This is a genomic window from Variimorphobacter saccharofermentans (assembly GCF_014174405.1).
GTDB classification, from domain to species: domain Bacteria; phylum Bacillota; class Clostridia; order Lachnospirales; family Lachnospiraceae; genus Mobilitalea; species Mobilitalea saccharofermentans.
In genome coordinates this window covers 1,698,820-1,715,339 of record NZ_JACEGA010000001.1, presented here as the reverse complement: position 1 = coordinate 1,715,339, position 16,520 = coordinate 1,698,820, and the positions used below count along the sequence as shown (strand labels likewise).

14 protein-coding genes are annotated in these 16,520 nt (G+C 39.3%); all 14 read right to left on the bottom strand.

Annotation, left to right across the window (positions count from 1 at the left end):
* Positions 1-528 precede the first annotated feature (528 nt).
* Positions 529-1,461, bottom strand: a complete 933-nt coding sequence (gene lgt / locus H0486_RS07490) for a prolipoprotein diacylglyceryl transferase (protein ID WP_228352404.1) — start codon at positions 1,459-1,461, stop codon at positions 529-531.
* Between the two features lie 39 nt (positions 1,462-1,500).
* Positions 1,501-2,595 (bottom strand): redox-regulated ATPase YchF, encoded by a 1,095-nt coding sequence (gene ychF / locus H0486_RS07485; protein WP_228352403.1) that lies wholly within the window; start codon positions 2,593-2,595, stop codon positions 1,501-1,503.
* Positions 2,596-2,702: 107 nt separating this feature from the next.
* Positions 2,703-3,362: a thiamine diphosphokinase gene (locus tag H0486_RS07480; protein ID WP_228352402.1), complete on the bottom strand. Its 660-nt coding sequence runs from the start codon at positions 3,360-3,362 to the stop codon at positions 2,703-2,705.
* Between the two features lie 9 nt (positions 3,363-3,371).
* The gene (rpe, locus tag H0486_RS07475) at positions 3,372-4,034 is read right to left on the bottom strand and encodes a ribulose-phosphate 3-epimerase (protein WP_228352401.1); all 663 of its coding nucleotides are present in this window, start codon (positions 4,032-4,034) and stop codon (positions 3,372-3,374) included.
* 115 nt (positions 4,035-4,149) lie between these two features.
* Positions 4,150-5,031: a ribosome small subunit-dependent GTPase A gene (gene rsgA, locus H0486_RS07470; protein WP_228352400.1), complete on the bottom strand. Its 882-nt coding sequence runs from the start codon at positions 5,029-5,031 to the stop codon at positions 4,150-4,152.
* Position 5,032: 1 nt separating this feature from the next.
* A complete protein-coding gene (pknB, locus tag H0486_RS07465; protein ID WP_228352399.1) occupies positions 5,033-7,144 on the bottom strand; it encodes a Stk1 family PASTA domain-containing Ser/Thr kinase in 2,112 nt (703 codons plus the stop codon).
* 17 nt (positions 7,145-7,161) lie between these two features.
* Complete coding sequence (locus tag H0486_RS07460; protein ID WP_228352398.1) at positions 7,162-7,881, bottom strand: Stp1/IreP family PP2C-type Ser/Thr phosphatase; 720 nt, start codon at positions 7,879-7,881, stop codon at positions 7,162-7,164.
* 25 nt (positions 7,882-7,906) lie between these two features.
* The gene (gene rlmN / locus H0486_RS07455) at positions 7,907-8,950 is read right to left on the bottom strand and encodes a 23S rRNA (adenine(2503)-C(2))-methyltransferase RlmN (protein ID WP_228352397.1); all 1,044 of its coding nucleotides are present in this window, start codon (positions 8,948-8,950) and stop codon (positions 7,907-7,909) included.
* 96 nt (positions 8,951-9,046) lie between these two features.
* On the bottom strand, positions 9,047-10,390 hold the full coding sequence (gene rsmB / locus H0486_RS07450; protein WP_228352396.1) for a 16S rRNA (cytosine(967)-C(5))-methyltransferase RsmB: 1,344 nt from the start codon (positions 10,388-10,390) through the stop codon (positions 9,047-9,049).
* Positions 10,383-11,081, bottom strand: a complete 699-nt coding sequence (locus H0486_RS07445; RefSeq protein ID WP_228352395.1) for a zinc metallopeptidase — start codon at positions 11,079-11,081, stop codon at positions 10,383-10,385. Before H0486_RS07445 ends, rsmB begins: the two co-directional genes overlap by 8 nt.
* 51 nt (positions 11,082-11,132) lie before the next feature.
* Entirely contained in the window at positions 11,133-12,077 is a 945-nt protein-coding gene (gene fmt, locus H0486_RS07440; protein WP_228352394.1) for a methionyl-tRNA formyltransferase, read from the bottom strand.
* 18 nt (positions 12,078-12,095) lie between these two features.
* Positions 12,096-12,584, bottom strand: a complete 489-nt coding sequence (gene def / locus H0486_RS07435; protein WP_228352393.1) for a peptide deformylase — start codon at positions 12,582-12,584, stop codon at positions 12,096-12,098.
* Positions 12,585-12,600: 16 nt separating this feature from the next.
* Positions 12,601-14,847, bottom strand: a complete 2,247-nt coding sequence (gene priA, locus H0486_RS07430; RefSeq protein WP_228352392.1) for a replication restart helicase PriA — start codon at positions 14,845-14,847, stop codon at positions 12,601-12,603.
* Positions 14,848-14,940: 93 nt separating this feature from the next.
* Entirely contained in the window at positions 14,941-16,398 is a 1,458-nt protein-coding gene (locus tag H0486_RS07425; RefSeq protein WP_228352391.1) for a UDP-N-acetylmuramoyl-L-alanyl-D-glutamate--2,6-diaminopimelate ligase, read from the bottom strand.
* Positions 16,399-16,520 lie beyond the last annotated feature (122 nt).

Here is a 16,520-nt window from a genome sequence, read left to right as displayed (position 1 = left end):
GCTGCACCTTCTTCATCCTATACCTTGGTAAATCATGAAGCTTGTACCACTTTAATGGCTTTTCACTCCACTTTCCACCACTTCTCACCACTTATGAGTACATTTTATATTAAAATAGGGAATTAATCAAGTATGAAATAAAAAAAAAGAGTGCAAAAAACCCTAATATTAATGGGCTTTGCACATTATTTCAACTTCAAATTACAATATCTTGTACTCGACGCAGAAATCGAACAAAATATGTCAATATATAGGCAAAAAAGAAATACCGGGAAATTAGTCCTATATCTATTTATTACTAGGATTAGGGTATTAAAAGACATACTTAAGCAGTGAAATAACAATAGCACATATATATTCATCTGGACTCGCCTAACCTTCAAGCGAAATCTACTGTTCAATCTGATTGATTAGTCGATCGCCTGAGCCTGTCTTCACCATCTGAATATATATGCGCTATTGTTCATTGAATTATAGTTGATTGACATTTAACACCCTGATCTTATTAGGAATACAGAGAAATATAGATTACTTTGCAGATAATTTTCTTCTCTTACATATCATTATTACTATTGCACTAATTACAAGAACTGCGGAAAGGAGCTGCGATACTGCAATGGGCGTTCCCCACAGGAATAGCTGATCCGTTCTTAGTCCCTCAATCCATATTCGACCCAACCCATAACCGATTAAATATAATAATATTACTTCTCCATCGAATTTCTTATGCTTTGTATAGAGTACCAGGATTACCAACAAGCAGAAATTCCATACAGATTCATACAAAAAAGTAGGATGAACCTGGATATAATCCACTCCGTCCACCTTAACAATATTATTTCTTATCTCCATAATACGATCAAAGGCGGCTTTCTTTCCGGCATAGATATCTTTTAATTTAGTTATCGACGTGGATTCTCTGAACACATAGGAAACATCCCGGCGATCCAGTTGCATTGCAAAGAGACCATTCGTATACATTCCAAATGCTTCTCTATTAAAGAAATTGCCCCATCGACCGATAATCTGCCCGGTGATTAAGCCCACACAGGCCGTATCCGCTAAAAGCCAAAACGAGTATTTTTTTATCTTACAATAGATAAAAGCCGTTATGATAGCAGAAATAATACCACCATATATCGCTAATCCACCCGTTCTAAGATTAAATATGGATAGTGGATTATCAGCAAATGTCTCCCATGCAAAAACAACATAAAACAGTCTTGCACCAATCACTGATGTTACAATCGCAATTAATGCAAAATCCAGATAGATTTCCGAATTCTGCCCGGTCCGTTTCGCCATCCATTCTACTATGAACCACCCAAGGAGCATTCCTATTCCAATAGCAACTCCATAGAATGCAATACGATAACCGAAAACATCAAATCCTGAGAGAACATTCTCCAATTTTAATCCCAAATTCGGAAAGTTAATATCGGTATTAAGTACAATACGCATATCCTCACCACTTTCCAATATAATCCATTCAATACATCATTACACATTAAACCGGAATAACACTACATCCCCATCCTGGACAACATATTCTTTTCCTTCTGAGCGAACAAGTCCCTTTTCCTTTGCTGCATTGTAACTACCACATTCCACTAAGTTATGATAATTTACGATTTCGGCACGAATAAATCCTCGTTCAAAGTCGGAATGAATCTTACCTGCCGCTTGTGGTGCCTTGGTACCTACCTCAATAGTCCAAGCTCTTGTTTCCTTTGGTCCGGCTGTCAGATAACTGATTAATCCAAGGATCCGATAGCTTGCTTTGATTAGTTTCTCCAGACCAGACTCTTTTAATCCAAGCTCCTCTAAGAACATTCTCTTTTCTTCTTCATCCAACTCCGCTATTTCCTGCTCAATCTGTGCACAGATCACAAATACCTCTGAATTATCTTTTGAAGCAATATCTCTAACCTCATTTACATAGGCATTACTACTACCATCATCCGCCAAATCTTCTTCCTTGACATTGGCAGCATATATCACTGGTTTTGCAGTCAAAAGATTATAGCTTTTGATTAATTCGCTTTCTTTTTCCTCCGCCGGAAAGGCTTTTGCCATATTTCCTTCTTCCAGGAATACCTTTAAGCGCTCCAACAGATTCAGTTCTTCAGCCAATGCCTTATCATTTTTAGCACCTTTTGCAGTTTTGGCTATTCTACGTTCCAATATCTCTAAATCAGAGAAGATCAACTCTAAATTAATGGTCTCGATATCTCTTGAAGGATTAACAGAACCATCCACATGAATTACATTGCCATCCTCAAAGCATCTTACTACATGGACAATGGCATCTACCTCACGAATATTGGACAAGAACTGATTGCCAAGTCCTTCTCCCTTGGATGCTCCTTTAACTAATCCTGCAATGTCAACAAATTCAATGGTCGCCGCAACAATCTTTTCAGACTGATATAAATCGCCCAATACCTGCAGCCTTTCATCCGGCACTGGAACAATTCCTATATTCGGATCAATGGTGCAAAAGGGGTAATTAGCCGATTCCGCTCCTGCTTTTGTCAAAGAGTTAAAAAGTGTGCTCTTACCGACATTGGGTAAGCCTACTATACCTAATTTCATTCGTGTCTTCCTTCCTCAACTAACTTAATATATTTATCTCAATCAATACACTAAACCTATTATACTACAAATCTAATCCTTAATTCAGTATAATCCTATATTTTAAACTAATCCTTTGCTTCCATCACTACCAGGATTCCCTGTGAGAACTCCACACGTGCTACGTCATCCTTTATCTCATTACTTATGCCAATACTGTTACCGGAATTCAGTAGAACATGATCCAACGGATACTTAAAGCCTTTCAGAGTTAATCCAGCAACCTTTTCCGTAAAAGGAAGAAGTGACACATAGCCCCCATATTGCTCCGTTTTATGAATGGAAAAGCTTTTATCCATAAGATAAATTCGATTATTTAAGTCAAGAATATTCGCATGAATATTCTGTCTTAACGGTAACAGCAACAGATGGATATTCGCAAGTACATGATCCATTCTGCATCCTGTAGCACCAACAATGTCTATTGCAGTAGGATTATTATTTAGTGCCAGTTCGATTGCTATCTGGGTATCCGTCTTATCCTTTTCCTTCGGGAATGTCTTAATCGGTGTGGATTTATTACGAAAGCGTGCTAGCACATCCTCCGGTACAGAATCAAAATCTCCCACGATTAAGTCCAGTGATAGCTCCAATCGATCCGCCGCAGCAAGTCCTCGATCAGCTGCAATTATCATCGAATATCGTTCACGCTCTGATAACTCAGATAGAAACGTATCATCAATGTAACCCCCGGAGATAATAAGTATTCTATTCTCTGCGTTTGTCATATTTCACCTTCATGAATTATACTGTTGAAACTTTTTCTTAAATTCCACTATATTCTGTGTTATATCTCCATTAAATACAGAAGTCCCCGAAACAATTACATTAGCTCCGGCTTGAAGGACCTGATCCACATTTGAAATCATAATTCCCCCATCAACTTCAATATCAATTGATGCCTCTGTTCGGATTGCCATCTCTTTCATGTCTTTAATCTTGGATAGAGTTGCTGGAATAAGGCTTTGTCCACCAAATCCTGGATTTACTGTCATTATAAGCACCATATCCAGATCCCTAATGATATATTCCAAGGAATTAAGGGGTGTTGACGGATTAAGAGCCACTCCAGCCTTAAGACCATTCTCTTTGATTAGCGATATTGTTCTATGAAGATGAGTACATGCTTCTGTATGTACGGTAATGATATCCGCCCCTGCTTCTTTAAAGTCTTTAATATATCGAATTGGTTCCTCTACCATCAAATGTACATCAAAAATAAGCTTCGAATTCTTACGGATCGAAGCTATCAAAGGCATTCCAAAGCTGATACTGGGAACGAATGACCCATCCATCACATCAATATGAAGATATTCAGCTTTTGCATTCTCTATCTGTCTGATTTGCTCCCCCAGTATATTAAAATCTGAAGCTAAAATCGATGGAGCAAGTTTTATCATATTACTTTTCATTCCTTTCTGTATAACCTGCAGGTTTTTGAACCGCAGGTACCAATAACCATTACTATTACATCCATTGCAAAAACCATTATACTATTTTGCTTCCCCTTAAAAATTAATACCGCTTTTGATTTTTTAATTCAAGATATAAGGTGATATAATTATTATAACGAATTCTACTAATTTCTCCATCCTGTAAAGCTTCCTTCACCGCACAGCCCGGTTCGTTTTGATGGCAACATCCAGCAAAACGGCAACCATCCTCATAATTCTGAAACTCAACAAAATAGTCCTTCAGCTCGTTGTAATCAATACTATCAATATATAATGAACTAAAACCGGGAGTATCCATGATATAAGTATCATGATCCAAATGAATCAGCTCCGAATGTCTTGTGGTATGCTTCCCTCGTTTTATTTTCTCACTAACATTCCCCGTCTTCATATCAGCATCCGGTTTAATGCTGTTAACAAAAGTGGATTTGCCAACACCGGATGGACCTGCAAGTACTGTAGTTTTCCCTTTTATACATTCATACAACTGATCAGTTCCCTTGCCATTACGCATACTGCTAAAGAACACTTTACAGCCGCACCGGCTGTAAGTATTCTTTAATAAATCCAATTTATTCTCATCTGCAATATCCGTCTTATTAAAGCAAATAATCGTATCTATCTGCTGTTTCTCCATCATAATAAGAAATCGATCCAGAAGATTTAAATTCGGATCAGGCTCAGCTGCTGCAAATATTATCATAGCCTGATCTACATTTGCAACAGCAGGCCGTATTAACTCATTTTTTCTTGGTAAGATAGCTATAATTGTTCCATTTCCCTCTGGTTGATCATTGGTATCTATTTCTACGTCATCACCTACTAATGGTTTTATTTTCTGATTACGAAAAATACCTTTTGCTTTACATTCGTATATCATATTATTCTCAGACGTATGAACATAATAAAATCCTGCAATACCCTTGATTATCTTGCCTCTCAAGCTATTCCTCCACAGCTTTAAATTTCACTGTCCAAGTGGTTTCTTCTGAACTTCCCGGTATCTGGAACAGTTCTCCATCTACATACATTCTTACAATACCATCCGAAGGACCATCTCCTTCAATACCACTAATGTTTAACGGGAAATCTGAAACGGATAACATTTCCTGTTTAATCGTTGTAGCCCATCCATCCTGTTCCATCTCTAAGATTATCTCCGCTTCTCCATCTCCAATATAATCAAATGGATTAACGTCGATCGTAACCTGACCGATATATTTGATCTCGGTAGCCGGTGTATCTGGACCGGTACTAATAATGATATCAACTACAGTACCCGGATCAACCATTTGTCCTGCAGTATTACTCTGATAGGTTACCTTTCCTTCTGCATAAGTATCAGAAGCTTCGTAGGTAACAGCGCCCTTAACAAGACCAATATCCGTAAGCGCTTTTGTTGCTTGTTTTTCCGTCATACCTATTAGAGAAGGCACACTCACCTGCTTATTCTCTGGTCCAGTGCTGACAATAACCTTTACGGTATCTCCTTTATAGACCGGAGTATTTCTCTCTGGAGATGTGGAAATAACCCGACCCAATTCCATTTCGTCACTGTTTACATATTCATGTTCTAAAACAAGTTCCTTTTCACGAAGTTTTTTATCTGCCTGTTCCTCAGTGAGTCCATATACATTCGGAAGCTCAAAGGATTGAGGACCTGTACTGATGGTTAATTCCACGGTAGCGGTAAGATCCAGTTCGGTTCCCCCTGGTGGATATTGGCCCATCACTCTACCTTCTTCGATGGTATCCGAGAAATCTTCTTTATATATAATATTTGCATCAGGTGCTTTATCTCTGATTTTCTGTTCAGCATCTTCCTTTGTAAGTCCTAGGACCTCAGGAACTTCATAGGTCTCGCCGGAAGGAAGCTGTGTCGGGATCGGTGTGAGTTCCGGTGAAGGAGTTGCTGATAATTCGGTGGCAATACCCTCATCCGGCTTTTTATTTTTTTCCCCTGAGAAGAAGAACCATACAACCACCGCTACAATTACAAGGAAAAGCACAACTGCAGCAATGATACTTCCAATCACTACAAACTTTTCCATCTTAGTATCAACAGAATCCAAATCCTCGTCTTCATCTTCGGAAATTCTGTTTGAATTATTGCTTTTATGATCATGGATATCATCATCCAAATAGGCGCTACTTTTAATCTTCCCTAAATCATCAGAAATATTAATTGTTGGAGAATCAGGCGCAACAAAAGCCGGAATCTGAACGAAATCCCCATCCGGATTCGAGATTGCTCTTTTTAAATCAGCAATCAATTCCGAAGCAGAGTGATATCTTCTTTCCGGTCTCTTTTGCATACATTTTTGAACTATTTTATCAATACTAACCGGTATGTCCGGATCCAATTCACGTAGTGGCATTGCTTCTCCCTGAATATGAAGTAATGCTACGGATACGGTATTATCACCAGCAAAAGGAACTTTACCGGATAACATCTCATACAGGGTAACGCCAAGAGAATAGATATCACTCTTCTCGTCACTGTAGCCTCCCCTTGCCTGTTCCGGTGAAAGATAATGTACTGAACCCATCGCATTCGAGGTAATTGTATTGGAGTTTGTAGCTTTGGCTATACCAAAGTCCGTTACCTTTACTTTCCCATCTCTCGATATGATTATGTTCTGCGGCTTTATGTCTCTATGGATAATATGATTATCATGAGCCGCCTCCATACCCTGAGCAATCTGAATACCAATTCCAACCGCTTCTTTTATATCAAGCTTACCCTTACGTTCGATAAAACGTTTTAGGGTAATTCCTTCTACCAATTCCATAACGATATAATGTAGACCACTGTCATCACCTACATCATAAACATTAACAATATTCGGGTGAGATAATCCTGCCGCCGATTGCGCCTCTCCTCTAAACTTATTAACAAAGCTTTTATCACTCGAATATTCCGGCTTTAATACCTTTATCGCAACAAATCTATTCAGTCTTTGATCCTTAGCTTTATACACATCTGCCATACCGCCAGATCCAACTTTATCAATTATTTCATAACGATCACTGATATACATACCGGCTTTTAACATGTTTGCTCACCTCTTTTTCATACTTTAATTATAATAATAGCTATATTGTCTTTTCCACCGTTTTGATTTGCATACTTCACCAAGGTATCAGCCGCATTCTTAGGATCATCATTTTCTCTGATAATCCGTTCAATCGTCTCGTCTTCCAACATGTTCGTCAGGCCATCCGAGCACATAAGTACTGTATCCCCTTCTTTTAAGGTGACTTCAAAAAAATCCGGCTCTACCTTCTCATTGACACCTATTGCCCTGGTAATTATATTCTTATTCGGATGAATACGAGCTTCGTTACGATCTAATTCTCCGTTTTTTACCATTGCTTCAACCAAACTATGGTCTTCGGTAATCTGTCTCATTTCATTGCTTATCACATATAATCTGCTATCTCCGACATTAGCAACATACATTTCATGATCGAATATAGTCGCTGCCACAAATGTTGTTCCCATGCCCTCTAACTCGCTTTGTTCTTCCGCCTTACTGCGAAGGACATCATTCGTCTCCCTAATTGCTGCCTCAATTGATGCAATAGGTGATACAAGATCGCTCTCTTCTATCTTTTGCTTAAAATACTCAACACAGAATCTTGAAGCATAATCACCCGCATTATGTCCACCCATACCATCGGCTACAATAAATAAGTTCGGTAGTTTTCCAACGGCACTTTCACTGCAGAAGACATAATCCTGATTAATCCTCCGTCGCTCTCCAATATCAGTAATTGAAAATGCTTTCAAGCCTGCACCTCCTAGTCCACAACTTCTAAACGCTACAATTATCAATATAGCTCTTTCTCAGTTGCCCACAGGCAGCATTAATATCTGCGCCCATTTCTCTTCTAATAGTAACATTAATTCTATTTTTTTCAAGTGTATTTTTGAAAATTTGTATCTTTTTGCTTTCCGATTTTTTATAATTTCGCTCTTTTATTGGATTTACGGGTATTAAATTAACGTGACAATTTATACCCTTTATAAGTCTGGAAAGCTCCTTTGCATGCTCCTCCTCATCATTAACACCCTCCACTAAACTATATTCAAAGGTCAGCCTTCTACCAGTTTTTTCATAGTAATAGATAAATGCCTCCATAACTTCTTCTAAAGAGTATTTACTTGCCACCGGCATTAACTTTTTTCTAATTTCATTATTGGGTGCGTGTAGTGAAAGAGCCAAAGTGATTGACATCCCTTCCTCAGCAAATGCCCGGATCTTATCCGGGATACCGCAGGTAGAAACGGTTATATTTCTGGCACTGATATTCAACCCTCTAGAATCCGTTAGTATCTTAAGAAAACGTATTAAATTATCGTAGTTATCCAAAGGCTCACCAGTTCCCATCACTACCACATTGGATACCCTTTCACCGGATAATACTTGAATACGGTAAATCTGATCCAGCATTTCAGAAGGAAGCAGGTCCCTTTCTTTTCCACCTAGGGTTGAAGCGCAGAATTTACAACCCATTCTGCAACCCACCTGAGAAGAAATGCAAACGCTGTTGCCGTGATGATACTTCATAAGAACACTTTCAATCACTCTGTTATCATTTAGACGAAATAGATATTTAATGGTTCCATCCGTTTCAGAATGAAGCGCATCCACCTCTGATAGCAATGTAATTGGATATTTTTCCTTCAATGTACTTCTTAATTCTTTGGATAAATTGGTCATGTCATCAAACCCATCCACCAATTTCACATGTAACCATTCAAAAACCTGTTTAGCACGAAAAGCAGGCATACCCTGTTTTTTAAATTCTTCTGTTAATTCCTCAAGTGTAAGCGACTTGATATCTAATTCTTCCATTCTTCTATCCTATTCTAATTCTATATTTACATCGTCTCCGATGTCTTTTTTTCATGTACCAATCGAAGTAATAACACGATGAATTAACGTTTCGTTCTATTTCCTTCGAAATTTAGCAATAAAAAAGCCGTCACTGTTATGAACTCCCTGTAGAAGTTGAAGATACCCTTTTTGCGTAGTCTCACCCTGTAACTGCTTCGGCAGATAAGGATCAATGCTTTCTGTTTCAAAATCATAATTTTCTAAAAACCAGTTCCGGTTTTCTTCATTCTCTTCTTTGTTAATGGTACAGGTGCTATATACCAACACTCCGCCCTTTTTTACATATTGCTGAACAACACTAAGTATGTTTCTTTGTAATTCTACCAGTTCCTTTTGTTGTTCATGACTCATTCTGTATTTGATATCCGACTTCTTACCAATGACTCCCAGTCCACTACAGGGCAGATCCGCAATAACAACATCCGCACTATTTATCATACTTTCATCCGTTACTGTAGCATCCCATACTAAGGTCTCCACATTGGTAAAGCCCATTCGATTACAATTTTCATTAATCAAATTGATTTTATATTCCGTTAAATCCCTTGCCGACACTCTTCTTGCTTTTTCAGCCGCCTGCAGGCTTTTTCCACCAGGCGCAGAACATACATCAATTACGAAATCGCTCTCCTTAATTTCTGCCACTTCACAAACCAACATAGAGCTTACATCCTGAACTGTGAACTCACCCTGACGGAAGGACTGTAGTTTATCCAGGTAATCATAATTGTGAATGACAAAAGCATAATCCAGATATTCGCTACGTTCAACGATAACTCCTTCTTCTATAAGATTTTCTTTTAATTGGTCAGGTGATACTTTTGCTCTATTACACCGAATTGATGTTTCCCTCTCTCGTAAAGAGGCTTTTAATACTGCTTCAGCAGTTGCATCATCATATTGCTCCAGAAGCTGCTTTACAAGCCACTCCGGAGTTGAATACATTATCTTTAAGTATTCTACTTCATTCTTCGACCTGTCCGGAAAAGTCAGGCCATCCTTCTCGCGTATGATATTACGAAGAATACCATTCACAAACCCGGATAATTTTGAAAAACCGCGTTTCTTGGCGAGCTTCACCGCTTCGTTACATACTGCAGATTCCGGAATTTGATCCATATACATAATCTGATAGATACTCATTCTTAACAGATTGCGTATTAAAGGCTTCATCTTACGCACAGGAAGGGTAGAAAATTGCTCTATGATATAGTCAAGAGTCAGATACCGTTTCACCGTATCCGTAAATAAACGCGTAATAAATGCCCGTTCCTGTTTTTCCAGAAACTGGTGCTTTTTTAAATGCTGGTTTAATACCGTATGGCTGTATTTATCCCCTTCCAGCACTTCAAGTAACATATCGAGGACAACTTCCCGCCCATTTACATGATCAGTCACGATTTCTTCCTCCACGGAATAGTAATATCAATCTTAATAATTGCAGAATACTTGCTGCAGCTGCTGCAACATAAGTTAGTGCAGCCGCATTTAACACTTTTTTGGACAGACGTAATTCATCATTCATCAGAATTCCTGTCTCTCCAAGCTTTATAACGGCTCTTCTGGAAGCATTAAATTCTACTGGCAGAGTGATGATTTGAAATAAGACCGCTGCCCCAAATAATAGGATTCCTAAGTCAATTAAAAATTCCACATATCCCATGGAAAACCCAATAATAATCAAAGGCAGGGATAGGGAAGATCCAAAATTAGCGACTGGAACCAAAGCACTTCGAAGCGTTAACGGGATATAGGAATTTTGATGTTGAATTGCATGACCACATTCATGAGCCGCCACTCCAATAGCTGCTACAGAACTTTGCCCATATACCGAGTCTGACAGACGCAGGACCTTCGTTCTCGGATCGTAATGGTCACTCAGATTACCGGATACCCGTTCAATCTGTACATCATATATTCCTGCATTCCGCAGTATTCTCTCTGCTACCTGGGCTCCTGTCATACCGGACATACTGCGGACTCTGGAGTATTTGGCAAAGGTGGATTTTACCCTTGCAGATGCCGCCAAGGATAATAGGATACCAATAATAATCAGATAATAATAAGGGTCATAATATGGAAAGAACATAATCGGTACCTCCTTTAAGAATAATTAGTGGATCATTACACTGAATAATAGCTATGATCCCAGTACAGTGCCGACCGTAATTGGATATCCAAGAAGAAATGCTCCGCATGGCATACGTTTTTTGCCTTCCAATTGCAGCTCCTTAATTACCAGAATGCCTTCTCCGGTCATTACCGCTATGGCATCCTTCCGTATCTCCACCACTTCACCCGGTTTTGCAGGTTTATTCTCTTCATCTTGATATTCTTCTACTTCAGCCTTCCATATTTTCAGCGTCTTTCCATCTAAATAGGTATAAGCACTGGGCCAGGGATCCATACCGCGTATCCATCGCTCCAGCTTGATTGCAGGCCAGGTAAAATCCAACTTGCCCATCTCTTTCGTAATCATCTTAACATAGGTTGACTGTTCGTTATTCTGGTGAATTCGTTCCGCTGTATTGTTCTTAATCTTCTCCAATGCCTCAATTAATAAATCAGCACCAATTACAGCCAGCTTCTCATAAAGACTTCCACCGGTTTCGTCCGGTGATATCGGCGTTCTTGCTTGTAAAATCATATCTCCCGTATCAATTCCGTCATCCATATACATAATTGTGATGCCGGTTTCTTCTTCCCCTTCCAAAATAGAATACTGAATGGGTGCTGCACCTCGATACTTAGGAAGCAGGGATGCATGAACATTAATGCATCCATAGGGCGGCATATCTAATAATGTCTTTGGAAGTATCTGTCCAAAAGCCGCCACTATTATTGCTTCCGGTGCTAATTCCTTAACAGTCTGCAGAAAACTTTCATCTCTTACCTTCACAGGCTGATATACGGTGCAGCCATATTTTATCGCCAGCTCTTTGACGGGTGAAAAGGAGATTGTCCTTCCTCTTCCCTTTTCCTTATCAGGCTGTGTCACTACTCCAATCACTTCATGACCGGAGGTTATTATTTTTTCCAGAATTACTGCCGCAAAATCCGGCGTTCCCATGAATAAAACCCTCACCTAATCACTCCTTTTAAATTATGAATCTACCTCTTCTGTAATCAGAGAGCTTCGAAGTTCTCCTTCCGCCTTGTCAACATATAACTCTCCATTAAGATGATCTATTTCATGGCAAAGGGCTCTGGCCAACAACTCCGTACCTTCCACAATAAACTCTTCCATTTTTTCATTATACGCTTTTACCTTCACATAATTAGGTCTTGTTACAGTTCCCACCTTTCCGGGAACACTTAAGCAGCCTTCGTCCCCGGTTTGCTCGCCATCTGTCTCCAATATCTCAGGATTTATTAATATGATTGGCTCATTCCCCTCCTCAGATACATCGATCACTACCAGGCGTTTTAGAATTCCCACCTGAGGAGCAGCCAATCCGACACCATTTGCCTCGTACATGGTGTCAAGCATATCTTCGATTAAGGTTAGAATTCTCTTATCTACCTCCTTAATCTCCTTACTAACCTTATTTAATACGGGGTCTCCTATTTCTCTTATATTTCTGATTGCCATATTATCCATTCCTTTCTTAATAGCTTATCATCGGATCAAAATCAAACTGTAGATTACATCCGTTAAACTGTTGAGAGTAGCTATAATATCCCTCGATATAGTTCTTAATATCAATCAACGTAGTATAATCCTTATGCTTCACATAGATTACTCTACGATAAATATCATTTGCTTTTGATATTGCGGCTGGAGCCGGCCCAATCATTTGTGCCTGTAAATCGTTTTTATCCAGATAAAGCTTTGTTGCATTTCCAAGTATATCCGCAGCATTCGCTGCCTGTTCCTCCTCCTTCGAGGTAATTAACAGAAGCAAAATATGTGCAATCGGCGGATATTGCATCAGCGTCCTGTATAAAATCTCCTGTTTATAAAAAGCCTCATAATCTCCCTGTGCTGCTGTGACAATACTATAATGCTCAGGATGGTAAGTTTGAATTACCACTTCTCCCGGCAGGACATCCCTTCCCGCTCTTCCCGCCGCCTGGCACAACAGCTGAAAGGTACGTTCACTTGCACGAAAATCACCACAGTATAATGATAGATCCGCCGCAATAATTCCTACTAAAGTCACCTTTGGAAAATCATGTCCCTTCACTATCATCTGAGTACCAACTAATATATCGGCCTTATGCTGGGAGAATGAGGTCAGTATTTCTTCGTGTCCTCCCTTGTTCTTCGTCGTATCCGTATCCATTCTTAACACTCGGGCATCCGGGAACTCCTTTTTAATCAATTCCTCCACCTTTTGTGTTCCAGTCCCAAATGCCGCAATATACTTTGAACCGCACTTAGGACAATTTGCCGGCTGTACCTCAGAATAGCCACAGTAATGACAGGTTAATGTCCCGTCATTATGAGAGGTTAAGGAAACATCACAATGCGGACAGGTTACGACATAACCACAGCTTCGGCAGGAGACAAAGCCTGCATAGCCCCTACGATTTAGAAAAAGCATAATCTGCTCATTTTTACTAAGCCTGTCGGCAATTAATTCTTTCAGCTTTATACTGAAGATTGATTTATTTTTTTTCTTTAATTCCTCCCGTAAGTCAACAATCCATACCCTAGGTGGTTCTGCTTCCTTCGCTCTTTTCTTAAGAGAATAGTATTTTATCTCACCGGTTTGGGCCTTTTGGAAGGACTCTAACAATGGAGTAGCAGATCCCAAAAGTACGCTGGCATTAGTAAGCTCCGCACGCTTTCTTGCCACTTCAACAGCATGATATTTAGGAACCGTTTCACTTTTATAGCTATTTTCATGTTCCTCATCAATAATAATCAGTCCAAGCTTCTGAAATGGAGTAAACAATGCCGACCTTGGGCCGATAATAATATCAATATCTCCATTCTTCGCTCGAAGGCTTTGATCATATCGCTCTCCCTGAGACATCTTTGAGTTAAGAATAGAAACCCGGTCACCGAAGCGCTTATAAAATCGCTGTACGGTTTGATATGTTAATGCGATCTCTGGGATCAGCATGATAACTTGTCTATCCATCGTCAATACTCTGGCAATAATTTCCATATAGACTTCTGTTTTACCACTACCAGTGATACCGTGAACTAAATATGTTCCCCTGATTCCTGCTTCATATTCCTGAAGAAAATCCTGTACGATAATCTCCTGCTCTTCATTCAGACTCACTGCACCAGATTGCTCGAAATGATTTTTTATGGGATTTCGGTATATCTGTTCTGATATAGTCTTGGTAACACCTTGTTTTTCCAAGCCCTGTAAGGTACTTCTCGATATATTCAGCTTATTGATAACAATATCATAATCAAGTATGGATTCCTTCATAAGGGCTTCCAGAAGTCTTACCCTCGCCTTGTTGTTTTTCTTCTGGTACTCATAATAAAGTTGTTTTGCCTGATCTTGATCTATGGCAAGCTGGAGCATTCTCTGTTCCTTTATTTTCACAGCCTTTTTCACTGGTATTACTGCTTTCAGCGAATCATTCATGGTTCCACCGAAGGTTTCCTTCATCCAGTACGCCAGATAAATCAAATGGCTTTCAATCATCGGTGCCTCTGTTACCACTCTTATGATGGGCTTTATCAGCTCCCTACTAATCTTCGGCACCTCAGAAAGCCCGACAATATATCCATTAATACTACGATTGCCTTTTCCAAACGGAACAATAACCAATGCTCCAATGGCAGCATCGTTAACGATTTCTTCCGGAATGGCATATTGGTATGTCTTATCCAGATTTTCATGGGAAATATCTATGATAATATCTGCATAATATTGTTTCGACACAATGCCCTCCTTCGTAAGCTGGCATGTCAAAGATCCTTTTAAACTCGCATCTTAACATCCCTATCATATATAGTATAACTCAATTCATTGATATTATCTTTCAGCCAGAATATCTTTAACCAGTTCTCGATCATCCATATGGTATTTAACACCTTTGATCTCCTGATAATCCTCATGACCTTTTCCTGCGATTACAATAACATCTCCCTCCCTGGCATTATCAATGCAATATCGAATTGCTTCTTTGCGGTCAATAATCTCAACATATTTTCCCGGTCCCTTTTTCACTCCCTCTATGATATCATTGATAATATCCTGCGGTTCCTCGAACCTCGGGTTATCGCTGGTTACTACTGTAAGATCTGCCATATTCGAGGATATTTCCCCCATTTCAAAGCGCCTGCTCCGGGAACGATTTCCTCCGCATCCGAATAGGCATATCAGTCTCTTGGGATTATATTCCCTAAGCGTCGTCAAGAGGCTCTGCAGACTCATGGCATTATGAGCATAGTCAATCATCACACTGTATTGATCAGAAACAGGTACTAGCTCAACCCTTCCCTTGACTCTGACGGAATGCAATGCTTTTTGAATCTTGGTGGTCTCTACTTCAAAATGTCTGCATAATGCAATGGCACATAATGAATTGTATACGTTAAATTTACCAGGTATATTCATATCCACATCAAAATTCATTAATCCTTCTACTCGATAGGCGATCCCAAGGTAACCGGGTCTGTGAACCAGCTTCACATCGGTAGCTCTAATATCCGCTTTCTCACTAAATCCATAGGTTTCCACCTCACAGGTATGCCCCTGTAGAATTCTCTCCGCATGGGAATCATCAATATTAACCAACCCAACTTTACACTGTCTAAACAATTTACTCTTACAAGATAAATAATCATCAAAATCCTTATGCTCATTCTCACCGATATGATCCGGTTCAAGGTTAGTAAAAATACCATAATCAAAGGTAAAGCCATCCATTCGGTGAAGCATAAGTCCCTGTGAAGAAGCCTCCATTACAACGCATTCACAACCAGCTTCCACCATCTGGGCAAAGGTCTTCTGTAATATATAGGATTCCGGAGTCGTATTATTAGCAGGAATTACTTTATCTCCGATAATCGTCTCTATCGTGCCTATTAATCCAACTTTCTTTCCTGTATTCTCTAAGAATGTCTTAATCATATAGGAAGTCGTTGTCTTCCCCTTCGTGCCGGTTATCCCTATGGTGATAAGCCTCTCTGCCGGATTCTCAAAATAAGCTGCTGACATATATGCTAAAGCCTGACGGGTATTTTCAACGCGAATTACCGTAACATTCTTAGGCATAGGAACATCCTTCTCCACGACAATCGCTACAACACCTTTTTCGACCACCTCTTGTATATATGCATGCCCATCGGATATGGCACCTGTGATGCACACAAAGACATGACCTTTCCCTGCCTTTCTTGAATCATATACCAATTCTGTGATGGAAATATGAACATCTCCTTGTAAGCAGGTATACTCTAATTTCTCTAACATTTTATCAAGAAACATAAATTGCCGCCTCCCATGCCGTTTTTCAGCTTTTATTTTCAGCTATTATATTCAAATTTTTATTATTGATAATAAATATATGTTATAACATTCATTTCACTACTAATACTATAGAAAGTATA